This is a genomic window from Serratia sp. NPDC087055 (genome assembly GCF_044900985.1).
In the GTDB taxonomy this organism is placed as follows: domain Bacteria; phylum Pseudomonadota; class Gammaproteobacteria; order Enterobacterales; family Enterobacteriaceae; genus Serratia.
This window is the reverse complement of sequence record NZ_JBJDOG010000001.1, coordinates 905,873-925,354: the sequence shown is the minus strand read 5'-3', so window position 1 is coordinate 925,354 and position 19,482 is coordinate 905,873. Positions and strand designations below refer to the sequence as shown.

At 49.7% G+C, this 19,482-nt stretch carries 38 protein-coding genes and 2 pseudogenes; 26 read left to right on the top strand and 14 right to left on the bottom strand.

What is annotated here, in order from left to right; translation table 11 throughout:
- Positions 1-57: 57 nt before the first annotated feature.
- Positions 58-300 carry a DUF2560 family protein gene (locus ACI2J2_RS04465; protein WP_404759503.1) on the bottom strand — a complete coding sequence of 81 codons (243 nt, stop codon included), beginning with the start codon at positions 298-300 and terminating at the stop codon, positions 58-60.
- 182 nt (positions 301-482) lie between these two features.
- Between ACI2J2_RS04465 and ACI2J2_RS04460 the strand changes: the two genes are divergently transcribed.
- On the top strand, positions 483-674 hold the full coding sequence (locus tag ACI2J2_RS04460) for a YnfU family zinc-binding protein (RefSeq protein ID WP_404759502.1): 192 nt from the start codon (positions 483-485) through the stop codon (positions 672-674).
- Positions 675-744: 70 nt separating this feature from the next.
- Entirely contained in the window at positions 745-906 is a 162-nt protein-coding gene (locus ACI2J2_RS04455; RefSeq protein ID WP_404759501.1) for a YnfU family zinc-binding protein, read from the top strand.
- A 471-nt stretch (positions 907-1,377) separates the two neighbouring features.
- Here the strand turns inward: ACI2J2_RS04455 and ACI2J2_RS04450 are convergent, their stop codons facing one another.
- The 12 genes and pseudogenes from ACI2J2_RS04450 to ACI2J2_RS04395 form a co-directional block, all read right to left on the bottom strand.
- Complete coding sequence (locus ACI2J2_RS04450) at positions 1,378-1,749, bottom strand: hypothetical protein (protein ID WP_404759500.1); 372 nt, start codon at positions 1,747-1,749, stop codon at positions 1,378-1,380.
- Complete coding sequence (locus ACI2J2_RS04445; protein ID WP_404759499.1) at positions 1,746-2,231, bottom strand: lysozyme; 486 nt, start codon at positions 2,229-2,231, stop codon at positions 1,746-1,748. Before ACI2J2_RS04445 ends, ACI2J2_RS04450 begins: the two co-directional genes overlap by 4 nt.
- Positions 2,232-2,233: 2 nt before the next feature.
- The gene (locus ACI2J2_RS04440) at positions 2,234-2,476 is read right to left on the bottom strand and encodes a phage holin (protein ID WP_404759498.1); all 243 of its coding nucleotides are present in this window, start codon (positions 2,474-2,476) and stop codon (positions 2,234-2,236) included.
- Between the two features lie 248 nt (positions 2,477-2,724).
- Positions 2,725-3,537, bottom strand: coding sequence for an antitermination protein (locus ACI2J2_RS04435; RefSeq protein ID WP_404759497.1), 813 nt, complete (start codon positions 3,535-3,537; stop codon positions 2,725-2,727).
- Positions 3,534-3,890 (bottom strand): RusA family crossover junction endodeoxyribonuclease, encoded by a 357-nt coding sequence (locus tag ACI2J2_RS04430; protein ID WP_404759496.1) that lies wholly within the window; start codon positions 3,888-3,890, stop codon positions 3,534-3,536. The genes ACI2J2_RS04435 and ACI2J2_RS04430 overlap by 4 nt, the downstream gene beginning before the upstream one ends.
- The gene (locus ACI2J2_RS04425) at positions 3,887-4,858 is read right to left on the bottom strand and encodes a DUF968 domain-containing protein (RefSeq protein WP_404759495.1); all 972 of its coding nucleotides are present in this window, start codon (positions 4,856-4,858) and stop codon (positions 3,887-3,889) included. Before ACI2J2_RS04425 ends, ACI2J2_RS04430 begins: the two co-directional genes overlap by 4 nt.
- Positions 4,859-5,427: 569 nt before the next feature.
- Positions 5,428-5,877, bottom strand: a pseudogene (locus tag ACI2J2_RS04420) (helix-turn-helix domain-containing protein); the annotation flags it as partial.
- Entirely contained in the window at positions 5,874-6,050 is a 177-nt protein-coding gene (locus ACI2J2_RS04415) for a DUF4222 domain-containing protein (protein ID WP_404759494.1), read from the bottom strand. The pseudogene ACI2J2_RS04420 and the gene ACI2J2_RS04415, both read right to left, overlap by 4 nt.
- A 2-nt stretch (positions 6,051-6,052) precedes the next feature.
- On the bottom strand, positions 6,053-6,739 hold the full coding sequence (locus ACI2J2_RS04410) for a phage antirepressor KilAC domain-containing protein (RefSeq protein WP_404759493.1): 687 nt from the start codon (positions 6,737-6,739) through the stop codon (positions 6,053-6,055).
- Between the two features lie 20 nt (positions 6,740-6,759).
- Positions 6,760-7,038 carry a hypothetical protein gene (locus ACI2J2_RS04405; RefSeq protein ID WP_404759492.1) on the bottom strand — a complete coding sequence of 93 codons (279 nt, stop codon included), beginning with the start codon at positions 7,036-7,038 and terminating at the stop codon, positions 6,760-6,762.
- Between the two features lie 8 nt (positions 7,039-7,046).
- Positions 7,047-7,361 (bottom strand): hypothetical protein, encoded by a 315-nt coding sequence (locus tag ACI2J2_RS04400; RefSeq protein ID WP_404759491.1) that lies wholly within the window; start codon positions 7,359-7,361, stop codon positions 7,047-7,049.
- Between the two features lie 17 nt (positions 7,362-7,378).
- Positions 7,379-7,612: a helix-turn-helix domain-containing protein gene (locus ACI2J2_RS04395; protein ID WP_404759490.1), complete on the bottom strand. Its 234-nt coding sequence runs from the start codon at positions 7,610-7,612 to the stop codon at positions 7,379-7,381.
- Between the two features lie 98 nt (positions 7,613-7,710).
- Between ACI2J2_RS04395 and ACI2J2_RS04390 the strand changes: the two genes are divergently transcribed.
- From ACI2J2_RS04390 to ACI2J2_RS04380, 3 genes are read left to right on the top strand one after another with little or no spacing between them, the layout of a single operon-like run.
- A complete protein-coding gene (locus ACI2J2_RS04390; protein ID WP_404759489.1) occupies positions 7,711-8,373 on the top strand; it encodes an XRE family transcriptional regulator in 663 nt (220 codons plus the stop codon).
- A gap of 56 nt (positions 8,374-8,429) precedes the next feature.
- Positions 8,430-8,876, top strand: coding sequence for a hypothetical protein (locus tag ACI2J2_RS04385; protein WP_404759488.1), 447 nt, complete (start codon positions 8,430-8,432; stop codon positions 8,874-8,876).
- Positions 8,876-9,169, top strand: a complete 294-nt coding sequence (locus tag ACI2J2_RS04380; protein ID WP_404759487.1) for a hypothetical protein — start codon at positions 8,876-8,878, stop codon at positions 9,167-9,169. The genes ACI2J2_RS04385 and ACI2J2_RS04380 overlap by 1 nt, the downstream gene beginning before the upstream one ends.
- Positions 9,170-9,198: 29 nt before the next feature.
- Here the strand turns inward: ACI2J2_RS04380 and ACI2J2_RS04375 are convergent, their stop codons facing one another.
- Positions 9,199-9,408: a hypothetical protein gene (locus ACI2J2_RS04375; protein ID WP_404759486.1), complete on the bottom strand. Its 210-nt coding sequence runs from the start codon at positions 9,406-9,408 to the stop codon at positions 9,199-9,201.
- A 358-nt stretch (positions 9,409-9,766) separates the two neighbouring features.
- Here ACI2J2_RS04375 and ACI2J2_RS04370 point away from each other — a divergent pair, with 358 nt between their 5' ends.
- The 21 genes and pseudogenes from ACI2J2_RS04370 to ACI2J2_RS04270 all read left to right on the top strand — a co-directional run bounded on the left by ACI2J2_RS04370 (position 9,767) and on the right by ACI2J2_RS04270 (position 19,426).
- A complete protein-coding gene (locus tag ACI2J2_RS04370; RefSeq protein ID WP_404759485.1) occupies positions 9,767-9,928 on the top strand; it encodes a hypothetical protein in 162 nt (53 codons plus the stop codon).
- Positions 9,929-9,947: 19 nt separating this feature from the next.
- Entirely contained in the window at positions 9,948-10,430 is a 483-nt protein-coding gene (locus ACI2J2_RS04365; RefSeq protein WP_404759484.1) for a hypothetical protein, read from the top strand.
- Positions 10,431-10,812: 382 nt separating this feature from the next.
- Positions 10,813-11,397, top strand: coding sequence for a pentapeptide repeat-containing protein (locus ACI2J2_RS04360; protein WP_404759483.1), 585 nt, complete (start codon positions 10,813-10,815; stop codon positions 11,395-11,397).
- Between the two features lie 124 nt (positions 11,398-11,521).
- On the top strand, positions 11,522-11,725 hold the full coding sequence (locus ACI2J2_RS04355) for a DUF551 domain-containing protein (protein ID WP_404759482.1): 204 nt from the start codon (positions 11,522-11,524) through the stop codon (positions 11,723-11,725).
- A gap of 123 nt (positions 11,726-11,848) precedes the next feature.
- On the top strand, positions 11,849-12,886 hold the full coding sequence (locus ACI2J2_RS04350; RefSeq protein WP_404759481.1) for a cell envelope biogenesis protein TolA: 1,038 nt from the start codon (positions 11,849-11,851) through the stop codon (positions 12,884-12,886).
- A 24-nt stretch (positions 12,887-12,910) separates the two neighbouring features.
- Positions 12,911-13,048, top strand: a complete 138-nt coding sequence (locus tag ACI2J2_RS04345) for a protease FtsH-inhibitory lysogeny factor CIII (RefSeq protein WP_404759480.1) — start codon at positions 12,911-12,913, stop codon at positions 13,046-13,048.
- Positions 13,049-13,160: 112 nt separating this feature from the next.
- Entirely contained in the window at positions 13,161-13,331 is a 171-nt protein-coding gene (locus ACI2J2_RS04340) for a hypothetical protein (protein WP_404759479.1), read from the top strand.
- A gap of 8 nt (positions 13,332-13,339) precedes the next feature.
- Positions 13,340-14,017, top strand: a complete 678-nt coding sequence (locus tag ACI2J2_RS04335) for a Rad52/Rad22 family DNA repair protein (RefSeq protein WP_404759478.1) — start codon at positions 13,340-13,342, stop codon at positions 14,015-14,017.
- Complete coding sequence (locus ACI2J2_RS04330; RefSeq protein WP_404759477.1) at positions 14,018-14,494, top strand: single-stranded DNA-binding protein; 477 nt, start codon at positions 14,018-14,020, stop codon at positions 14,492-14,494.
- A 31-nt stretch (positions 14,495-14,525) separates the two neighbouring features.
- Positions 14,526-14,903, top strand: coding sequence for a hypothetical protein (locus tag ACI2J2_RS04325; protein WP_404759476.1), 378 nt, complete (start codon positions 14,526-14,528; stop codon positions 14,901-14,903).
- 19 nt (positions 14,904-14,922) lie between these two features.
- Entirely contained in the window at positions 14,923-15,759 is an 837-nt protein-coding gene (locus ACI2J2_RS04320) for a hypothetical protein (RefSeq protein WP_404759475.1), read from the top strand.
- 13 nt (positions 15,760-15,772) lie between these two features.
- A complete protein-coding gene (locus tag ACI2J2_RS04315; RefSeq protein WP_404759474.1) occupies positions 15,773-16,234 on the top strand; it encodes a hypothetical protein in 462 nt (153 codons plus the stop codon).
- Positions 16,231-16,413 (top strand): hypothetical protein, encoded by a 183-nt coding sequence (locus ACI2J2_RS04310; protein ID WP_404759473.1) that lies wholly within the window; start codon positions 16,231-16,233, stop codon positions 16,411-16,413. The genes ACI2J2_RS04315 and ACI2J2_RS04310 overlap by 4 nt, the downstream gene beginning before the upstream one ends.
- On the top strand, positions 16,410-16,955 hold the full coding sequence (locus ACI2J2_RS04305; RefSeq protein WP_404759472.1) for a hypothetical protein: 546 nt from the start codon (positions 16,410-16,412) through the stop codon (positions 16,953-16,955). Before ACI2J2_RS04310 ends, ACI2J2_RS04305 begins: the two co-directional genes overlap by 4 nt.
- Positions 16,942-17,457, top strand: a complete 516-nt coding sequence (locus ACI2J2_RS04300; RefSeq protein ID WP_404759471.1) for a class I SAM-dependent methyltransferase — start codon at positions 16,942-16,944, stop codon at positions 17,455-17,457. Before ACI2J2_RS04305 ends, ACI2J2_RS04300 begins: the two co-directional genes overlap by 14 nt.
- A gap of 118 nt (positions 17,458-17,575) precedes the next feature.
- The gene (locus ACI2J2_RS04295; protein WP_404759470.1) at positions 17,576-17,716 is read left to right on the top strand and encodes a hypothetical protein; all 141 of its coding nucleotides are present in this window, start codon (positions 17,576-17,578) and stop codon (positions 17,714-17,716) included.
- Positions 17,717-17,734: 18 nt separating this feature from the next.
- Positions 17,735-17,920 carry a hypothetical protein gene (locus ACI2J2_RS04290; protein WP_404759469.1) on the top strand — a complete coding sequence of 62 codons (186 nt, stop codon included), beginning with the start codon at positions 17,735-17,737 and terminating at the stop codon, positions 17,918-17,920.
- Positions 17,910-18,239: pseudogene (locus ACI2J2_RS04285) on the top strand (ead/Ea22-like family protein); the annotation flags it as partial. The gene ACI2J2_RS04290 and the pseudogene ACI2J2_RS04285, both read left to right, overlap by 11 nt.
- Positions 18,240-18,247: 8 nt before the next feature.
- Positions 18,248-18,796 carry an HNH endonuclease gene (locus ACI2J2_RS04280; protein WP_404759468.1) on the top strand — a complete coding sequence of 183 codons (549 nt, stop codon included), beginning with the start codon at positions 18,248-18,250 and terminating at the stop codon, positions 18,794-18,796.
- A complete protein-coding gene (locus ACI2J2_RS04275; RefSeq protein ID WP_404759467.1) occupies positions 18,797-19,111 on the top strand; it encodes a hypothetical protein in 315 nt (104 codons plus the stop codon).
- 57 nt (positions 19,112-19,168) lie between these two features.
- The gene (locus ACI2J2_RS04270; RefSeq protein ID WP_404759466.1) at positions 19,169-19,426 is read left to right on the top strand and encodes a hypothetical protein; all 258 of its coding nucleotides are present in this window, start codon (positions 19,169-19,171) and stop codon (positions 19,424-19,426) included.
- Positions 19,427-19,482: the final 56 nt, after the last annotated feature.

The window sequence follows — 19,482 nt, the reverse complement described above, 5'->3', positions numbered from 1 at the left end:
CGGCTCTATGACTAAACATTGAATCAGCCACTCTCTGAATGGCTGCTGCGATGCCTGCTATGCCTCGGTGTCGAACAGCGCCAGGGCTTCTTTGCTTTCCTGAATAGCTTTGACCGTCTTGGCGACAATCTCGCTCTCTGTATAAACGCGTGAAAACTGTTGCTGGAAGATGGCGTTCTTGAGTACATCATCACCAACGAACTCAATGGCCTTAGCTGCTGCGGCGGTGTCGTAATTGACCATCTCAAGTAAACGAAGCCGGATTGTTTGAGCTGGGGTGATCTCTACAGTGCCTGACATATAGATTTTCCTATTCAAGGGGCATAAAAAAACCCGCCGTAGCGGGTCGTTATCGATGTTCTGTTACTTCTTGCCGTTGACCTCAGACAACTAACGTCGATAGCGCAAAAAATAATCTATTGTGAGCTATTGCCACTTTTGAGGAGTATAGTTATCACCCATGCATCATATAGGTGAACACCATGAGCATTCCCGCCTCTGGAAACATTCCTTGTTACCATACAACTGCGATGACATGTCCACAATGTGGCCATGTGTCCGAGTATAGATTGAGTCAAATCGGCAAAAACTTATTGATGATATGTCCTGAATGCTCGCGCTCATTTTCAAGAAGTGAATCAAGAAGTTATACACTCAAAAAAACCATATGTTAGGCTTGGTTTTTAAACGTCATAATTGCCGGAGTGTATCCTATCAAAACCTAGCATCTACTCGGTGAAAGATATGTCTATCTTTAATGCCCTAAAGATGTTCAGTGACTCGTCCGTGAAAGTTACTTGCCCGAAATGTTCTTATGTCACTGAGCAAAGCTCACAAAAGCTCCGCAAGAACATCACTCTTATCTGCCCTAAGTGCGGTCATTACTTCTTACCAGAGGAAGAGTAAAAAGACGTTTTACCCTTCCCTATCTTATTTTCAAGGAATTATCGTTTAGGACTTAAAGCAGCAAACACGGAACCATTACAAATGTCCGACGATGAGCTAAAAATATTTTTGTTTACTCAAACATGTGTGATCCTTTCTGGTGTTCTAGCGGCCAGGGAAGGTCAACCACTGATCATCCAACAGCGCTTTAGTAAGGTGTATGAACTCTTGGCGAAAGAATATGAGAAGTTAATCTAACAAACTATTTTCCTTGTGTGTTTTTGGGTTTATTTGCACCTCATGAAGGTGCTTTTTTATTTTATCGATGACATTCAATGGTTAGTACCTTCAAGTCCATCTCGCCACTGGTTCAAAATAGCTACCTGCCCGGAACAGATTTGCAGCGAGGTCTGAAGCGACACCGTATAACTCAGGGCATCGCCCCAGGTATCACCCTGTAGCGCAGGTTGCTCACATGGCGTGAATACGGACTCAGGGGGTAGCAGCACCACCTGTTGTGGCGGTACCGGCGTTTTGCTGCAGGAGGTCAATAACAGCGGCAGGCATAGGACTATTGCCACATTTATCGCTTTTAAGTGCATCGCGTAATTTCCTCTGGTACGTTTCCCCCTGCTGGCGTAGTTGCTGCTCTCTTCTCTGTTGTTCTGCCGTTAAGGCTCTGTTTTTCTGGTCTTGTTCTTGCAGAGTTGAGATTAGTCCTGACTGCTGCGCCAGCGTCTTTTCCTGCTGCTTAATCTGAGCACCAGCCTTTGCTGCGTTATTGTGGAAGTGAAACGCCAGCCATGCCAGTACAATGAAAATGAGCAGCAACACTGCGGCCATGATGGCGGTAACTCGGTTCATTTTTGGCCCCAATTACAGATTTCTCGCTCAACCTCGCGTCGGTTAATCAGTCCCTTCCAGACCTTTCCACCCGCTTTATTCCAGCGGCGCATTTCATCACAAGCACCGGCACTGTCACCGGCGTTGAGTTTTTTTAGCAGTGTTGAGGATTCGAAGGCTTTAACACCAACGTTGTAACTGAAGCTGATAAGCGCAGCCTTTTGATATTCACTGGCTGGCACCTTCACCGAACGCTCGACAGAACGCGCAAACGGCACCAGATCTTTATCCAGCATGGCTTTGCATTCAGTGGGGGTGTAGGTCTTGGTGGGTATGATGTCAGCGCCAGTGTGACCGTAGCAGACCGTCAGGACGCCAACTACATCACGGTAGGGCTTGTACTCCACTCCCTCCAGTGAAGGAATAAACACCGCCGCAATCGCAAGAGCACCACCACTAGCCACACCTATGATCGACTTACGCAATGTAGGTGATATAGCCATGATTAATCCCTCTCAGGGACGATTGCGATCCCCATGCCAGCCGCACGTTCAATAGCTTTCGTCTGGCGGCGCTTGTAATAAGCGTTAGTTAAAAAGGTCGCAATACCAATCACGATACCGCTAATTACTGCTACTTGGTTCCAGTCAATATGACGGAACCACTCAACAAGGCCCCCCATGCAGATCAAACCTCCAGATATGCAGTAAGAAGCCATCGAAGCAATTTTCTCCGGCATGATTTTCATACCTCCCCCTTCCGGGGATTGGTCCCGGCATCGGGTGATAGATAAGGGTTAGCGCCGCGAATGCGGGGCGACATACGTCAGTGAGTGAGGCATTGGGCGCTAAAGACGAAAAAGCCCGCGCAATGGCGGGCCTCAAAAGAATGGTCATGTGACAGGCGTAAATATCACATCATGGGGATAAAGCTAGTCCATTTTCGCCAAAATGTCAACACTTTGCTTTTAACGTGTCGCTATAATTCATTGAGTGTTTAAATCGTGACCGCTGCCAGCATTGCATCAGCAACACTTTCCTCTTTGTGACATTGGGTAACAAGTTGCTCATAAAATGATTTGTAGTCGCGACGCCATGTTGTTTCAGCTATTTCCAATCCTTCCAGCGCCAATGCTTTTCTAACTTGCTCTGCTGGTAAACGCGCATATCCCCTACCGCTGCATTTTCCGCATTCTTTCATGGTCGGTATGCCAGTTTTTTCTGTGAGCGCCTTATCCAGAACCTTTCCTCTACCGCTGCATCTACATGCATTGCTAATCACCCCTTTCCCTTTGCACGTCGGACAAAGCACCTTCACTACCTCTCTAACTGCCTTCACTTCCTCCCAGTACGAAGGGAACACGCCTTTTGTAATGCTTGCCCATTTTGGCGGCTTCCCATCTGGGTACTGCACCTTGTTGGTAAATACCTCAGCATCAATAAAGCCACCACCATTACAGCATTCGCAGGTTCTAACACTGGCTGCACTGCGTGAGTAATCCTGAAACGCGAACACTACCATGATGCCGATTGCTCTCTGCTGAAGCTCATTACTGTGCTTGCTCATGGCCTTGTGAAAAGCGGCCGCATTCACTGCGTACTTTTGCAGGCTTTCCAGTGCTCGTTCTGGAGAGCTTATTCCCTGTTTAGCCAGAAACAGATCCAAACCGAAGCCACCTTTTAAATCGGCGAGCCCAAGCGTCGCCATAATGTCAGTGCTGGTTAGAGCGTCAGTAGCAGTAGCGCGAGGGGAATCGCTGAACGTTGGCGATTTTGGTGCAAAGTATTTTGGAATCGACTCTAATCTCATGCTATTTCTCCAATAATTATTTGGCATACTTCGCCCCAAACCTTTGTTACTCGACCGTCCCAGATCCGGCAGTCGTCCTCAAAAATGGCATCCAATAACGCCTTTTCCAGGTTGTCTTTGTCTGGCTTCTGCTGATGCGGCTTACCGGCCATGTCGGCGCGTTTCTTCTTGCTCCAGCTATCTGGCATGGGTAATACAAACGTCACGTGATAACCGCTCTCAGGTAGCGATATGCGATGCAATCTCACTTCGTCGCAGAATGCCCGATAGCGGAGAACAGGCGGGCGCTTGGCCCACCGGTCTTTTTGCGTTTGGCGTGGCTTTGAAATTGGCGTGATGAGATATTTCTTCACAAGATAGCCCCCATACCAACCGAGTAGTCAAAGAACTGTGCGAACAGGTCCGTTTGGCTACCATGTTCCGCTTCCCATGCAGCAGGGTCGTCATGTAGGTTGCGGTGGCAGGTACGGCACAACGGAATTGTCAGATAGTCACTTGGCTTGGTTCCCATACCACCGAGGCCATGCCCGATGATGTGATGAGGGTCATCAGACCGTGCACCGCATGCGCAGCAAGGCTGAGTCTTTACCCAGCGGGTATATTTACTGTCTTCAACGCGAGTCAGCTTAGGCCGCAACATGAACGCCTTTGGCGGTTCAGGGTCAACGGTGAAGCACTTAACAGCCTGCTTGGAGATGATTTCATTAACCGATGGCATGCAGTCCATATCGGACTCTTTGCGGGTCCTCGTGATAACTTTCGGCTCGGGAATGTTGGTAACAGTTCGCGCCACATCTTCGGGGATCAGATCAAACACACCTGACAACATGGACCAGAGCATGAGCTCAGGGATAGTTAACTGGCCTTCAGATTTCAGGCGATGCTTAGCCGTAGCAACAACCCAGCGGGCAGCATTACGGGCCGCGAGAATGTCCATCCGTTCAGAACCAATTCCCCGCTTGTAGCAACCTGGGCAGATGCGAACGGCTGAATTCCCTAAACGCTCGGTGTCCAAAATTGTCGGTGGGTGTTCATGCTTCTTGTACTGGCATTTAGTGAACTGAGTAGCCCAGGCTTCAATAGCGTTGATACCCCCGCAAGCACTCGTAACACGCTCATGCTGGAAGAATGACTGCAGGCGCGGGTCATTCGCTATCTCATGCTCTACCGCTGGGAGAATTCCCTCTGGCGTATCCTTGAACTCTTTCGGCAGCGTTGAAACCATGACGCGGCCCGTCATGTGTAATGCCAGATCACCGCTTACAGGGATCAGTGCAATCCCCATATCACGCTGTAATGCTGCTTTGACAATCGCTCTCATGCCTGTGCTCCTGTCATTGCGTAGGCTCTGGTTAACATTGGACGCCATTTCTGACGCGCTCCGGCTTCTTCAACATCGCCAAATCCGTTCTTGCGAGCTTGCTGCTGTGCGCGTTTTTCTGCGGCGTTCGCTGGCATACCTGCATCACGAATTAGGCGGTCAAATGACTCATCGAAATCTATCTCGGGGATATCACCAGCAGGCGGATCCTGACGTTGTTGCTCCACTGCATTGGCCATTGCTGCTTTACGGGTGCGCTGGTTATTCCAGGTGTTAGCCGCTGCCAGATATCCACCGAAGCGTACCGGGTCAAAAATCATCTTGGCGCTGAGCATGTGCCCCATTGCTGGGTTGTTCAGCAGCAGGCTTGCGCGGTGTTCTGCCACCAGCTTAAGTTCGTCCACAGAGTTTCCTTCAGCCAGGCGCTCAGTGATTTCTAACAGGGTGCTGACGCGCTTCGGTGTCTTGCCATTGATTTTCAGATTCAAGAAATCCAGCACTTCCCCAGCCATGTCCGATGTGTCCGCCACAGGTTGTTCGCTCTGGGGGGCTATAGGGGGTTTTTCTTTTGGTTCAATGACAGGTTCAAGAGAGTGACTGGTTCTGGTGCCATCTGGTGACACAGGGGGTGTGCTTTCTGACGGCATAGGGGGTGCCACCTGCTGGCATAGCCCTGTGTTTTTTGACGACATAGCCCTATGCTTTTTGACGGCACAGGGGGCTATGCTTTCTGATGACACAGGGGTATCTAATGTCAGGTAGTAAAGATTCGAGGTATTACCCTTGCCGTTGTTCACACCCAAACGGTTCTCTTTGGTGATTAATCCCATCTTGATCAATGCCTCAATGTGCGCCCTCACGGCGCTTTTGCTGCACTCGCAGTGGTCAGCGACATGCTGATAGGAAGGCCAGCATTCGCCCTTGTCGTTAGCGTTGTCGGCTATCTTGATCAGCACCAGCTTGCGCAGTGGATTACCCACTTTGATGCTCATAGCCTGCGCCATCAGGTTCATGCTCATACTTCGACTCGCTTAAATTTTTCTCTAAATCGCTCAAGTGGCTGCATGCATTCATACGGGTAGCCCTCTCGCATAAAAATCACCTGTTGCGCAGTCCGATCCCAGCGAATGACAGTCACGCGATTGCCGCGGTCATCCAGATAAATTCGGTTTAATGGGACGGATTGGCTCATGGTTAACTCGCCATCAGTTCGGATGCGTAGCGCTCAGCAATCCACTGAATACCGCGTGGTGTTACTCTGGTCTGTGTGAAGGCATGACCAGACTGCTCGGCGGTACCGGTTTTGACGGTGAAATTTCCTGAGTGGTGATGACTGGCATACGGCAGCAGGTTCCCAGACTGACGGAACAGAACCTTGTCGCGGATAAGTGATTCGATCATCGCCTTTTCCGGCATGTTCAAAACCTTCGCCGTAGCTCGGAGGCTTTTGGAACCGGCCGTTTCAACATAGTGATTAACAAAATCCACTTTAGGGGCATCAGCCTGAACCTTCTGCTCCAACTGCGCTTTTTGCTCTGCCATGTCAGCAGCCAAGCGCAAAGCCTCCGGGAGGGTCTGCGGCAATGCCGGATACTGCGTACTTTCTAATTCATGCAGTCGCTTAATGACTTTCATGCGCAGGCTAGCGCTGTAACCAGTTACCAGACATTCGGTGTGCTCCCTATCGAGAGCATATTCCCGGTAATGCTGGCCGTTCTGGGGGTGTACCCAAAGCTGGATATACCCCTCAGCGGTTTCGCCAAGCTGCTCAAACATGGCTTCAATATCACGCATGACGTGACCGTGCTGCTTGCCAGTAAGCTCGGCAATTTCACGGCTGCTCATTTTCAGGCTGTTGCCACAGATCGCTACGTTTGCCATAATGAATCCGCCTCTTAGAATTAGTTCTCAGATAAGTGATGGCCGACCAGTTGCAGCTGTTCGGCTTTTTGCTTTCTTACCCGCCTTCTCTGGCTTTTCTTCCTTCGTACAGCTCGCAAGTGAAAACTGCCTGGCACGGGTGAGACAGTCGTCGAATGCCATCCCCTTGCGGCTCGCCTGCGACATACGGCGATAGTGATCAGCACCATGATTTGCCCCCCCTGAGCTACTGCCTCGCTGAATCCCTCAGCCATTAATTGCCGTTTGATGTTGTCGTAAACAAAAGTATCCCAGGCCATAAAGCCCCCTATTCCGTTTTTGGTTCCCGGATGCCTTCCAGCATGGAGATAAGCTTTTTAGCCACCTCGCCGGTTAGCACTACGTTTTGTTCGCACCCTGTTTGAGCAACGCAGCCAGCAGGCAAACCAAGCTGGGAAATCATCCGGCAGGCCAAACCCACCAGCCTTACCTTCTCCCTGCTCAGCCCTGACGGGTGAATCCCCATATCCAGTGCCAGCGGCTTGTTACCGCGAATAATTGCCTCTTTGTGAAAGAAGCTTTCCAGTAACTCAGGCTTGCAGTTGATGCGTACTGAATTGCTACTTGTTGCGATTGATTCCATTTACAATTTCCGTTGTCTTACAGTGAGTTGTTTGGGGTGTTGGTGTTTCCACCATGAATTCCGTATTGCAGCCATGCTGGGTCGCAATTTAGAGCTTGAGCAATCTCAAACAAAAACCGAGGACGCTTAGTAGTTCCAGCTTCAATTAACTGGATCGACTGCTGTTTAACCCCGGCAGCTTTAGCTAGCTCTGCCTGGGTAAGATTCAGCGCCGCTCGCTTTTCTTTGAGGCGATCCGAAATGGTTTCCATAATGCCTCCTTAACAAAATTTCTTGTATTTTTATACAAGTTAGTTTGTTTGTCAATTACAGGTTTTCTTGTAAATATCGAGGCTGATATGAGGTGCATATGACTATCGGCGAAAGAGTGAAATTAAAGCGGGAAAGTCTTGAGCTAACTCAGGCTGAATTGGCCGCAAAAGCAGGCACTTCCCAGCAATCAATAGAGCAGCTCGAAAGCGGCAAAACCAAAAGGCCGAGATATCTTCCTGAACTGGCTTCCGCGTTGGCGGTTTCATTGGAATGGCTGCTGCATGGAAAATCGCTTGGTTTATCGGATAACGATGAATCTATTGAATATATAGGCAAGGTACTACCAGGTTTGGTTCCGGTTGTTGGCGATGCCATTTTAGGGGTTGATGGCATGATCGACATGGTTGAATACCGAGGTGGGTGGCTAAAGATATACAGTGATGATCCAAATGCTTATGGCCTGCGTGTTAGAGGCGATAGCATGTGGCCACGTATTCAGTCTGGTGAGTTCGTTCTGATTGAGCCAGGCACAACTATTCATCCTGGTGACGAGGTGTTTGTACGAACCAGTGACGGACACAACATGATAAAGGTACTCAACTACACCCGTGATGGTGAGTACCAGTTCACCAGTATCAATCAGGATCACCGGCCAATCACCATTATGCGTGGGGATGTGCTGAAAGTGCATTACGTAGCTGGCATCTTAAAAGCATCACGTCACGTAGATAATGATGCCGTTACTGACTCTATGTTTTAGCCAGTCGCAGGCATTTAAGCGACATGGCTAAATGCTGAAGATACAAAGGATTCCACATGTCAGAGCGTCAAGAAAAAATAGCCTTTCTATACCCTACATTAATCCAAGAGGGGACTGCAGCATCAGGAGTGCATCAACCAACATTAATTCTTTATCATATTGACTTCTCTAAACTATATTCTTTCTACATAACTGCTGGGTTACTGTTTTTTGATGAACATATGTACGAGACATCAGCTGATGTTTTCTACGATGGTCAATCTGTGTTGAAAGTAGATAAAAACGAAAAGAGCACCATGGACGTTCCTTTATACGATATCCCTATCCCTAACCAGCTAGCGCTTATATCGTCAATGTTCATGAGGGGTGTTGCGTTAGAAAAGCCGGGAATATATACGTTTGTTCTTGAGCTTTTTCGGTATAAGTCTGATGGCAAAGAAAAAGAGTTGGTTGAAAAAAAGTCTTGTTCCCTTATCGTTGCTGAACATAAGGATGTAGCTTAATGGCCCAGGTGTTTGAGTTTAAGCGCAAGCTACCACCAATTGAAAATCAACCAGAACAGCCCCATACTGTTAAACATGGTGACAGCAATGGCGGAGGTGATGACATGCTAGAAAGAGTAAAAAAACTCGAAGAAAAGGTTATTACCTTGGGTTCAGACATCGCTGTCATTAAGGCAACCATCTGCACCAAAGAAGATCTTCATAAAGAATTAAACGGGCAGACATGGAAGATTGTCACTGCGCTAGTGATTGCGGTTCTGCTTGCTGTTTTGTCAAAATACTTCATTAAATGACCCGGCCACCGAGCCGGGTTTTTTAATGCCTACAATCCTCCTTCTAACTGCTCTATCGCCAGCTTAATAGGTAAATTCGACTCTCCTGTTTCCTCCATGACCTGCCAGTGAATACGCTTTAACTGGTATGCCACCTGTTCGCGGCTTATCTCGTCGCCATTCCGTGCCAACATCAAACAAGACTGCCCCACTATCCTGCACGCCTCGTCATAAACCGGATCTGAATCTGGGTCTGCCATAGTCGCCTCCGTACAAATTTCACCCAAATTACACCTCATGCCCGGCCAAGTCATGCCATTCCAGCAAACTTTAAAAACTAAATTCACTTAAAAAACAAAAAAGTAAGTATTTCACAAACAAAATAACAAGATTTATTGTTTACTAAATACAATCTTTCTTGTAATTTTACCCCATCGACAACAACGTCACCCCAAACCACCGGGAAATGGCAGGAAGCCAAATAAGCAAACGCATCAGGTGAGCGACGTAATCACCCACAGACCCCGAGAGGGACCGATCTGTAACGTTCTTTAGGGAGAAGTGAACTTATCAAGCGTCCTTTGGGGCGCTTCATTAAGACCACTGAGGAATAACACGATGAAAGCGATAAACGAGCACGTTGGCTGGGGCGTTGATGGTCACGACATGAAGGTTTTGTTTTGCAGCAAATGCCGTGACGTTTTCTACCGCACTCCAAGCGCGGGTAAAGCAATTCAGGCTCAGCGCATCTTCAGCAAAAAGCACCAGTGCGCGAACTAACACAGCAGAGGGTTACACGATGGAAACAATCTGGAAGAAACCAACAGAGACGCCAGACATTAAGCGTGGCGATGACATTAAGGTGTGGGGGCTGGTTGATTTTTACCAGTATTCGCAAAAGTGGGGAGGCCTCGGCGCTGACGGCAAGGCCGAATGCAACCTGATCCTTGAAAAAGTTGAACGCCGCGTCATCGAAATGCGGTATGCGCTTACCGCTGCAACCAATGACGAGCTGGCTGAATTCAAGGATAGCGGGGAATTTCCTGAAGGCGCTCCAGGATGGCTTGATAACTGGGTAAGCGAAGATGGTGATTTCTTTGGCATGAACGGATTCTACCGCGATTACTTCGAAGAAGGCGGCATGTACTACGACTATCTGAAACCAGACGATAGCGGCAGGTTGGTGATTAAGCACGCCTACGGGCGGGACGAACCGAGCACCGTTTTTCTGTCCTGGGCCGACTTTATTCGCCCTTCAGTTCCAGACGAATTACCTGAGTAACACCCACCGCGCCCTACGGGGCGCTATTCAAATGAGTGCCAGCGCAGACGGGTCCATGCGTGTCAGTTGGCATAACGCAGCTGACTGGCACTCATTTGAATAGTGAGGACTAGCACCAGCTTATCAGCTTCGGCTATGACGGGTTGTGAAGAGCCTAAAACCCTCACTCGGCGGCGAACAGAGCCATAGCACACAACCAAGGGGCGAATATGTGAGTGGTAACGCTGGCGAGCGAATACGCACAATCGAGTAGGCATTCTATGAGTGCTTATTCGATTAACACGGACTGTTGATGTCTGGGGAAAGCGCAAACACAAAGCCTCTTCGGAGGCTTTTCTTTTACATCAAGCTGCCACTCGGCGGCTTTTTTATTGAGGTCAATATGAACGCCACTGAGTTACGCAAGATTCTTGATGACCATAAGGTCTGGGTAACATCGTTACGTAAAAGCGGATCCAGAGCCGACCTGCGCGGTGCCGACCTGCGCGGTGCCGACCTGCGCGATGCCAACCTGTGCGGTGCCAACCTGTGCGGTGCCAACCTGTGCGATGCCAACCTGTGCGGTGCCAACCTGTGCGGTGCCAACCTGTGCGGTGCCAACCTGCGCGATGCCAACCTGTGCGGTGCCAACCTGTGCGGTGCCAACCTGTGCGGTGCCGACCTGCGCGATGCCGACCTGCGCGATGCCAACCTGCGCGATGCCGAGCTGCCTGATCACACATTCGTAATCATGGGCGAACCGTATTACCTACAGATATCGAATGGCGAATATATCCGTGCCGGTTGCCAGAATCATACCGTTGAGCAATGGCGCAAGTTCACCAAGCGCGAAATAGCAGAAATGGACGGCAAGAGGGCGCTTAAGTTCTATCCGCGCCTGCTGAAGATTATCGATTTCTATCTCGGCGCTGGCGAACATCCTGACTGGGTTAACGAACCCGAAACTGATACCGAAGAGGCTGCATAGCGCGGCCTTTATTTTTAACTGGAGGGTGCAGTATGCCGTACAACACAAAGGTTTGGTTTGGTGTATTAGTCGTCTGCGCCCTCTTCTGGTCGCTGGTTATTATTGGAATGATAGGAGTTGCGTGATGAGTGAATGGATTAAGTGCAGTGAGAGGATGCCAGACGCCGAGACCAATACTGATGTGCTGGTTTACTGTGCGGACACTAAGGAACAGTTTGTCGGATTCCATATTGGTCGTGGAGATTTTCAATTCTTCAACATGGATGATGTTACAGGAGCCTGCCACCCAACCCACTGGATACCACTACCAGAACCACCCACTGACTGACCATCCCAAAGCTCGTTATCTAGCGGGCTTGATGATGTAACAGTAAGAAGACATAACCCCTCTTGTTATCACTTCGGCCGCCATTGTGCGGCCATTTTTTTACTCATAATTAAGGAGATCACGATGAGCGAAGCAACCGGCTTATCGATTGTGATTGAGCCAGTAAACGCGCTTGCCGTGTTTACCCAGCCTGATCACATCGAACAGATTTTGCAGCAGGTAGAGGAAGAGGTAAGTGCCTTTGTCTTTGATGCCAGCACCAAGAAAGGTCGCGATGCAATGGCATCACTTGGCTTGAAGGTCGCCAAGACGAAAACCTACCTGGACGGCCTCGGTAAAGATTTGGTCACCGAGTACAAAGAGGTTCCGAAGAAAATCGACGCCAGCCGCAAGGTGGTGCGTGATCGGCTGGACGCCCTGAAAGAAAAGGTGTTGCAGCCGAAATTGGAATGGGAAGCCGAGCAGGATCGCATTAACGCTGAGGAAGAGGCTCGCAAAGCAGCCGAAGCCTACAGCGCAATGCGTGATGAAGCAGAACGTATGAATACCGAGTTTGACACAGCAGCGGCGGCAGCACTGGCGGCACGTATCGAATCAGACCACGAACTGGCGTTGCTGATGAACGAAAAGCACGACCGAGACGTGGCGGAATCCAAAGCTGAAGCGGAGCGCCAGCGCATCGCCCGTGAAGAAGAGTTAAAGCGCCAAGCAGCAGAGCAGGCTCGCATCGAAGCTGAGCAGAAAGCCAAGGCTGAGCTTGAAGCTGCTGCACGCAGAGAAGCAGAAGCTCAAGCGGCAAAGGAACGCGCAGAACGTGAAGCCAAAGAGGCTGCGGAGTTAGCGGAGCGCCAACGTGTCGAAGCGCAACAGAAAGCGGAGCGTGAGAAGCAGGAAGCTATCGCAGCTGAACAACGCAAAGCTCAGGAAGCGGCTGACAAGGTTAGGCGCGAAGCAGAAGCGAAAGAAACTGCGCGGCTGGCAGAAGAAAAACGCGTTGCCGATGAAGCCGCAAAACGTGCCGCGGATGTTGAGCATCGCAAGGCAGTAAATAACCAGGCACTGGCTGACCTAGTAGCCGCTGGCGTGCCGGAAGATTGTGCCAAGAAGTGCATCACCGCTATCGCCAAAGGCGAAGTATCAGCCATCCGCATTACCTACTAATCAAATCAAATTCAGGAGTCACCCATGATTTTCGCAATCGCGGGAGGCGCTCGCATGGGTGCTTTCCAGCTACATGAATCCCTACTCGAAATTATCACTCGCCGTATGCGCGTTATTGGCCGGTGGTTGAAAGACACTCTCAATCAGCGAGGTGAGCCCTAATGAACAACGCATTCAACACCGCGCAGTTTACAGCCAGGGCAGCTATTAGGCTGCATAGTCCCGCATTATGGGCAATGGCGATGGTGCAGCTTAAACAAGCATGGAGGTCGAAATGAGCCTCGCAACCACTATCGAACAGAGCAAGGCCAATCGACGCGAGCACGTCCTTGATGCCTTGTACTACCGCCGCAAGGGGATGCATAACGCAGTTCAAGCAAGTCTGAACCTTTCGATGCTGGAAAAGATGAATCAGCGTTACTTCTTGGGGCCAGCGCCATTCTGAGGTGATTTATGGATTTAGCAAAACTTGATGAGCCTTTCGCTATTGAAGACATTGAATGGCGGGTTCAGCAGTGTGGTATGGCAAGCAATGGTCCGTGGGCAATGGTGCTGTGCTATGTAACTAACCGGGCAATCATGAAGCGCCTAGATGAAGTATGTGGCAAGACTGGCTGGCGCAACGAGTTCCTTCCCTCCCCAGGCGGTGGTGTGTTGTGCGGGATATCAATCAAATATGAAGGTGAATGGATCACAAAGTGGGACGGCGCAGAAAACACGCAAGTGGAAGCTGTTAAGGGCGGGATATCAGGGGCGATGAAGCGTGCCGCTGTTCAGTGGGGGATTGGCCGGTACCTGTATCTGCTTGAAGAGCGGTTTGCCGTGTGCAGCACCGAACGTAACAACCAGTGGAACAAAGCAGCATTTAAAGACAAGTCGAATAAGTACGTCAATATCTGGTGGCAAACCCCAGAACTACCATTGTGGGCGCTACCACCTGCACCGCCAACCCCAACTCTTGATGACATCACCCTAACGTTCAGCAACGAGGCGACAAAGGCGACCACGAAAGAACAACTGGAGGATTTATATAAGGCTGCATGGGCGGCTGTAGGTGACTCCAAGGCGCATCAGGACCAGGTAATAGACATCTTTAAACATCGTAAATCAGACTTCAAAAAGGTGGCATAAATGGCCAGTAAGGGCGTAAACAAAGTGATTTTGGTGGGGAATTTAGGGGAAGACCCCGAGGTTCGCTACCTTCCCAATGGTGGTGCAGTTGCCAACATCACCCTAGCAACCTCAGAAAGCTGGCGTGACAAGGCGACCGGCGAGCAGAAAGAAAAAACTGAGTGGCACCGAGTGGTGCTGTTCGGAAAGTTAGCTGAGATTGCTGGCGAATATCTGCGAAAAGGCTCTCAGGTGTACATAGAAGGAAAGCTGACCACAAGGAAATGGACTGACCAGGCTGGCGTTGAAAAGTACACCACAGAGATTCATGTCAACGTCGGCGGTGTACTGCAGATGCTCGGCGGCCGTCAAGGTGATGGTGCTCCGCAGCAAAGCGGGAAGCAACAACAACGCCATGCACCTGCGCAAAGCGCCAACCATAGTAGCAGTGAGCCACCGATGAACTTCGACGATTGCGATTCTGATATCCCATTCTAAGCCTAACCTCACTCCCCCGCAGGTAACACCAATGACCAAACAAGAGCTATACACTGCAATCGCGGTGGATGTCCTCGCGGCCATAGACTGTGCCGACCGGGGAGAAACCCATTGGCGTATTAACGGAATGATGGCAAGGACCGCTGCATATTTAGCTTCATTTAATCCTCCATGCCCAGAACATCTATTCCCAAAAGAACGGCAAGCATTCAGCAGCACCAATCCAAAAACTCCCACAACATGCAACTCAAGCAGCCAGGTTAAAACCGTTGTGCGGCTAGTCGGTATTTGCTGGGAGTTCCCGGATGGTACGCGACTATCCAGATTTTTGGCTGCAGACCGGAAAGCAAAATCACTCGGCATGGAACTAGAGCGTCGTCGTGACTGGCGATTCAGCACAACCGAATAACTCCACTCTGGAGGTCATCATGAGCACCCACCCTCTTCATGCGAATAACTTTCGTAGAGATGCCCTTTCTCGCGGAAACGTGATGACGTCTCCAGGGAAACTAATTTCTGTATTTAAGCTTGAGAATATCAACAGAGAGTCGCCACTGGCCCTGCTCGGCTGGACGCACTACCTGCCATCACCAACATTGCATTCACCTGATGGTGATTACACCTACGTCTATCAGCTCTTCACGGACAGCTACAGGGTCATTCACACGGTCGTCAAAGAGGATGACCTGCCTTGTAGCAAGCTGATGCCTGGTGAAATTCAATACCTGAAACACCTGCTGATAAATATCGGCAAAGACAAGCCAGATATGGGGGAGCTTCGCTTTAAGGCATCCATATTCCTGGGGGAAGAGCTAGCCAACGTTACATCGCCGTTCTCGTTCAACGCAGGCATTAAAAACGCCATTCAGCGCGGTCGCCGGTTAACTCCAGTTGAGATTGAAAAGCTGACAACGGATAGCGGATTTTACTCGGCTGAGGAAATTAAATTCATAACTGAGCGTCTTGGCAAGGTGTCAGCGGCTGAAATCGCCAGGATATGCCAGCGTCCCTATCAGTCAATCGTTACATGGGCAAACGCCCACGGATTTTCTTCCGCTACTCAATACCAGCCATGGTCAGGTGAGGACGAAGACGAGCTCGCATCACTCTATCAGGCTGGTTATTCCATCAGCCAAATAACTGAAATCATGAGCAGAGATTCCAAGCGAATCGTCAGCCGCATTGCCGTGCTTATCGCTAGCGGGAAATACCCGGATATGAAGCCACGACCACGCGGTCGCCTGCCGAAAATCAAACAAATTTAACGAGAGGATTTGTATGTCAGCACGAATTAACGATGAATTAGCCCCTACATACGAACAATTGCTGGCGGAGAATGTGGCGCTGAAGGGGTCTTCCTCCGACTTACGCAGGCAAGCATTTAATGGTCGCCGCAATTCTCATAACTGCGGCCCATTTCAATACTCAGATTTGTGCGAGTCGATTATTGAATCGACAAAGGTCGAAACCCCAGCCACCTCCGCCGCCCTTGCCGCTATCGAAGCGCGGTTCTGCGGGCTCCTAGAAACTTACGAAACAGTTGAGCCAGAACGATTCAACCCTGAATTTGCAGACCTCTACGCAAAAATCGTCAATCGTATTTTCAGCTCGGCGATGGATAACCCATCGGTAACTGACCTTGAGTCATTGACTGACTATCTGGATAGCAGCGCCGAAAATGCTCGCGCTTACGCCGATATGTCCATGAAGTTTCATGCCGAGCAGCAGGAGGCCAAATGAAAGAGCTTAACTTTGACCCATCCGACCCTGACAAAATGAGACTACCCGCTGGCAAGACGTGCGGAGGCTGTGCACACATACGCCGCTGCAAGGCAATTTTCGGCCACGTTGAAACTGACACATATTGCGACTGGTCGCCTTCACGTGCTGTGTTCATGGACAAGGTGGAGGCCAAATGAAAATCACCGAAACCAAAGTTCAGAGCCTCGAAATCACCGAGGTTGAATGCCTCGACCCTATCCGCGTTATGGCTGAGAACTACGAGCCGGGGCGCGGTCGCATCACTATTACCTGTTATGGCAAGGCATGGACAGCTTTTTGGACCAGTATGAGTGGCGATTCCGTACAGCAGTTTTTTATTCGCGTATCTAATGACTATCTGATCGGATATTTCGCACCGCAAATGCAGAGAGATATCGATGACGACAACGACGCCAACACTGAGTTTGTTAAGTCTGAAATCTGCAAGCTTCGCCGCTCGGGTGAAATTGACCACGCAAAAGCGCGTGATATGTGGGAATCAGCAGAGTGCAGCGGAAACGTCAAAGAAGACTGCTGCTCTTGGACTCATGGCTCTGTGCTTAATGAGTTGCTTGGTGATGATCCTTGGTATGCCAAATGGCCTACCGTTCCTAATCACGAATACCAATACCTTGAACGCATTCTGGATGCGGTGCGCGAAGCACTGAAGCAAGTGGAGGTGCGTGATGCCAGCAAATGAACTCTGCCTCGACGGCAAAAGCATTCTCGACATGTGCTGTGGCTCCCGCATGTTCTGGTTCGACCGTACCGATCCGCGCGTAGTGTTCGGTGATATTCGCGATGAGTCATTCAAGCTTTGTGATGGTCGCCCTTTGCATATCAAACCTGATGTGCTGTTGGACTTCCGCGAACTCCCGTTCAATGACGAACAATTCAGCCTGGTTGTCTTCGACCCGCCGCACCTTGAGTTTGCCGGTGAAACCAGTTGGCTCCGCGCAAAGTACGGCGTACTCAACCGAGAGACATGGCGCGACGATCTGGCCAAGGGCTTCAGCGAGGCATTTCGGGTGCTGAAACCTATGGGAACGCTGATTTTTAAGTGGAACGAAACGCAGATTAAAACCAGTGAAATTCTCGCACTGACAGACCAGAAACCAACGTTTGGTCACCCGTCAGGCAAGCGAGCTAACACTCACTGGATCGCGTTCTTCAAAGACGCCGTGGAGGCCCAGCATGGCTAAGCGTAAGAGCAACAGAGCGGCGCGGCGGTTGTTCGCCCACCGTACGAAGATAAGCAATCGTCGTCGAGCATCCAATTACCATCGATTCACAATGTGGGATGACTCAGGGACTTGGCAAGTGAGCGAAGTTGAGACTTTCAAGCGCTCCCATCGTCAACAGCGCAATGATAAACGCCGCTTTGAGTGGCTACGCGAGCACGCCAGCACTGATTGCGACTATAGCGGTATCGCTGACCACAACCCGCAGTTTCACCACTGAGGCCCAGGAGAAAGCATTATGAGCATATTTATCGGTGCGCTTCGCACCCTGATTTTAGCGGCGGCAGTGCTTCAGTTCTCTGTCATTAAAGTTACCGCGACGGGGCCACTTTCCTACTTCTTCGCTGGAGCATTCCTCAGCCTCTACTGCTGGGCCGTACTGGCGTTACTTGACCACATAAAGGAGTGCCGCAATGGACAATAAGCTGAGAGAACTGAAAGACGCGTTGGAATTTCTGGAAACAACTGAATTCGACGGTGAATGGGACAGCGCACTGGTCGGTGGTGATAACGGCGAAAATTATCACGCCGTTATCAACGCCAATGATGTGGTTGTTCGTGCTGACGATGACAGTCGCCATACATCGTGGGTGTGTGATTATCTGGAAGCGGTGTCGCCGGTGAATATCCGCGCCCTGCTGCCAGAGCTGGAACGCTACAAACAGTACGCGAAAGAACGCGATGCAGAGAATGAAAGCTTGGCGTTAACGGTTGGGCGGTTGCGCGTAGAGCTGGAAGCGAAGGGTTAAATATGAATAAAAAGCAAGTGAAGGAAATTTCTATAGAGTTAATAAATAAATATCTTACATACAACGGTAATTTTTTTATTTGGAATTATAGAGATGTCTCATGTTTTGCTTCAAGAGCGGCATATTTAACTTGGAATAAAAAGTTCCAGGGAAAGAAAGCTGGCACCATCTCCCCTCAGGGATATGAGGAAATTCAGATCAACAGATCCAAATATAAAGTTCATCGATTAGTTTGGTGTCTGCATCATGGTGAAATACCAATCAATATGCAGGTTGATCATATAAATCACATCAGGAGTGATAACCGCATAGGCAACTTAAGGCTTGTTAATCAGTCTCAAAACCAAAGAAATAGCACGCTAAGAAAGGACAACAAAGATGGTAAGCCAGGAGTTAGGTGGCACTCATCTCAGCGTAAGTGGCATGCATTTATCCGTGCGAATGGAAAACAAATTCACCTTGGTTGCTTCTCTGATTACTCATCAGCTGTAGTAGCAAGAGAAAAAGCTGAATTGGCCCACGGATACCATCAGAATCACGGGAGAAACTAAATGACACTAACGACTGAAAGACTGAAACAGCTGGCCGACCAAAAAATGATTTGTAAATGCAGCGGGGATGAATATCAATCGATGGCCCGCGAACTCCTGGCTAACCGGGAGGCGCAGCCGGTGTATCAATGCCGCTTCTTCACAACGGATGTTGATGGCAAGCAAATCGGGGAGTGGCAGGATATGGATAAAGGGTTTTATGACCAATATGACCCATACTGTCGCCGTATCCTTTACACCGCCCCGCCAGCGCCAGCAGTGCGCGCAGCAAACTGCCAGTTCTGCGGTAGGCGACAACCGGATGGCGGTAATTGACTCCCGCTCAACCATAATTATACTGTATGCATAAACAGTATTTTTACGGTGTGCATCATGTCCTCAAAAGACCTCGGCTATCAAATCGTCTATCGCGGTGAAATGCTTCCCTACTTTGTAGAGGGTGGCTGGGTATTCTTCCAGCGCCTCAAAGAGTACGGCGGCGGTTACTGGCTAGGCCGAACCTATCACGACGCTTTTATCTTCGGCTTAGAACGCCCTACGTCACTTTCCGACGGGATAGACTTCATCTTTCTAACAATTGCCACAGAGAGAAACTCAGCTAAGTTTGATGACGAGTTCAAGCTAACTTAAGAAGGAAATCACACGTTGCTGCTAATGCCAGATGACAATGAAATCCTCGCACGGCT

Excerpts from the sequence above, each read along its gene's own strand:
- ACI2J2_RS04380 (WP_404759487.1), top strand. The coding sequence starts at position 8,876 with ATGGCCCAGGTGTTTGAGTTTAAGCGCAAGCTACCACCAATTGAAAAT.
- ACI2J2_RS04335 (WP_404759478.1), top strand. The coding sequence starts at position 13,340 with ATGGATTTAGCAAAACTTGATGAGCCTTTCGCTATTGAAGACATTGAA.
- ACI2J2_RS04440 (WP_404759498.1), bottom strand. The coding sequence starts at position 2,476 with ATGAAAATCATGCCGGAGAAAATTGCTTCGATGGCTTCTTACTGCATA.
- ACI2J2_RS04290 (WP_404759469.1), top strand. The coding sequence starts at position 17,735 with ATGAGCATATTTATCGGTGCGCTTCGCACCCTGATTTTAGCGGCGGCA.
- ACI2J2_RS04405 (WP_404759492.1), bottom strand. The coding sequence starts at position 7,038 with ATGGCCTGGGATACTTTTGTTTACGACAACATCAAACGGCAATTAATG.
- ACI2J2_RS04425 (WP_404759495.1), bottom strand. The coding sequence starts at position 4,858 with ATGAGAGCGATTGTCAAAGCAGCATTACAGCGTGATATGGGGATTGCA.
- ACI2J2_RS04275 (WP_404759467.1), top strand. The coding sequence starts at position 18,797 with ATGACACTAACGACTGAAAGACTGAAACAGCTGGCCGACCAAAAAATG.
- ACI2J2_RS04395 (WP_404759490.1), bottom strand. The coding sequence starts at position 7,612 with ATGGAAACCATTTCGGATCGCCTCAAAGAAAAGCGAGCGGCGCTGAAT.
- ACI2J2_RS04460 (WP_404759502.1), top strand. The coding sequence starts at position 483 with ATGAGCATTCCCGCCTCTGGAAACATTCCTTGTTACCATACAACTGCG.
- ACI2J2_RS04415 (WP_404759494.1), bottom strand. The coding sequence starts at position 6,050 with ATGAGCCAATCCGTCCCATTAAACCGAATTTATCTGGATGACCGCGGC.
- ACI2J2_RS04310 (WP_404759473.1), top strand. The coding sequence starts at position 16,231 with ATGAAAGAGCTTAACTTTGACCCATCCGACCCTGACAAAATGAGACTA.
- ACI2J2_RS04370 (WP_404759485.1), top strand. The coding sequence starts at position 9,767 with ATGAAAGCGATAAACGAGCACGTTGGCTGGGGCGTTGATGGTCACGAC.
- ACI2J2_RS04365 (WP_404759484.1), top strand. The coding sequence starts at position 9,948 with ATGGAAACAATCTGGAAGAAACCAACAGAGACGCCAGACATTAAGCGT.
- ACI2J2_RS04455 (WP_404759501.1), top strand. The coding sequence starts at position 745 with ATGTCTATCTTTAATGCCCTAAAGATGTTCAGTGACTCGTCCGTGAAA.
- ACI2J2_RS04280 (WP_404759468.1), top strand. The coding sequence starts at position 18,248 with ATGAATAAAAAGCAAGTGAAGGAAATTTCTATAGAGTTAATAAATAAA.
- ACI2J2_RS04330 (WP_404759477.1), top strand. The coding sequence starts at position 14,018 with ATGGCCAGTAAGGGCGTAAACAAAGTGATTTTGGTGGGGAATTTAGGG.
- ACI2J2_RS04450 (WP_404759500.1), bottom strand. The coding sequence starts at position 1,749 with ATGAACCGAGTTACCGCCATCATGGCCGCAGTGTTGCTGCTCATTTTC.
- ACI2J2_RS04385 (WP_404759488.1), top strand. The coding sequence starts at position 8,430 with ATGTCAGAGCGTCAAGAAAAAATAGCCTTTCTATACCCTACATTAATC.
- ACI2J2_RS04375 (WP_404759486.1), bottom strand. The coding sequence starts at position 9,408 with ATGGCAGACCCAGATTCAGATCCGGTTTATGACGAGGCGTGCAGGATA.
- ACI2J2_RS04315 (WP_404759474.1), top strand. The coding sequence starts at position 15,773 with ATGTCAGCACGAATTAACGATGAATTAGCCCCTACATACGAACAATTG.
- ACI2J2_RS04390 (WP_404759489.1), top strand. The coding sequence starts at position 7,711 with ATGACTATCGGCGAAAGAGTGAAATTAAAGCGGGAAAGTCTTGAGCTA.
- ACI2J2_RS04410 (WP_404759493.1), bottom strand. The coding sequence starts at position 6,739 with ATGGCAAACGTAGCGATCTGTGGCAACAGCCTGAAAATGAGCAGCCGT.
- ACI2J2_RS04300 (WP_404759471.1), top strand. The coding sequence starts at position 16,942 with ATGCCAGCAAATGAACTCTGCCTCGACGGCAAAAGCATTCTCGACATG.
- ACI2J2_RS04320 (WP_404759475.1), top strand. The coding sequence starts at position 14,923 with ATGAGCACCCACCCTCTTCATGCGAATAACTTTCGTAGAGATGCCCTT.
- ACI2J2_RS04355 (WP_404759482.1), top strand. The coding sequence starts at position 11,522 with ATGAGTGAATGGATTAAGTGCAGTGAGAGGATGCCAGACGCCGAGACC.
- ACI2J2_RS04435 (WP_404759497.1), bottom strand. The coding sequence starts at position 3,537 with ATGAGATTAGAGTCGATTCCAAAATACTTTGCACCAAAATCGCCAACG.
- ACI2J2_RS04400 (WP_404759491.1), bottom strand. The coding sequence starts at position 7,361 with ATGGAATCAATCGCAACAAGTAGCAATTCAGTACGCATCAACTGCAAG.
- ACI2J2_RS04340 (WP_404759479.1), top strand. The coding sequence starts at position 13,161 with ATGAGCCTCGCAACCACTATCGAACAGAGCAAGGCCAATCGACGCGAG.
- ACI2J2_RS04325 (WP_404759476.1), top strand. The coding sequence starts at position 14,526 with ATGACCAAACAAGAGCTATACACTGCAATCGCGGTGGATGTCCTCGCG.
- ACI2J2_RS04270 (WP_404759466.1), top strand. The coding sequence starts at position 19,169 with ATGTCCTCAAAAGACCTCGGCTATCAAATCGTCTATCGCGGTGAAATG.
- ACI2J2_RS04350 (WP_404759481.1), top strand. The coding sequence starts at position 11,849 with ATGAGCGAAGCAACCGGCTTATCGATTGTGATTGAGCCAGTAAACGCG.
- ACI2J2_RS04305 (WP_404759472.1), top strand. The coding sequence starts at position 16,410 with ATGAAAATCACCGAAACCAAAGTTCAGAGCCTCGAAATCACCGAGGTT.
- ACI2J2_RS04360 (WP_404759483.1), top strand. The coding sequence starts at position 10,813 with ATGAACGCCACTGAGTTACGCAAGATTCTTGATGACCATAAGGTCTGG.
- ACI2J2_RS04465 (WP_404759503.1), bottom strand. The coding sequence starts at position 300 with ATGTCAGGCACTGTAGAGATCACCCCAGCTCAAACAATCCGGCTTCGT.
- ACI2J2_RS04445 (WP_404759499.1), bottom strand. The coding sequence starts at position 2,231 with ATGGCTATATCACCTACATTGCGTAAGTCGATCATAGGTGTGGCTAGT.
- ACI2J2_RS04345 (WP_404759480.1), top strand. The coding sequence starts at position 12,911 with ATGATTTTCGCAATCGCGGGAGGCGCTCGCATGGGTGCTTTCCAGCTA.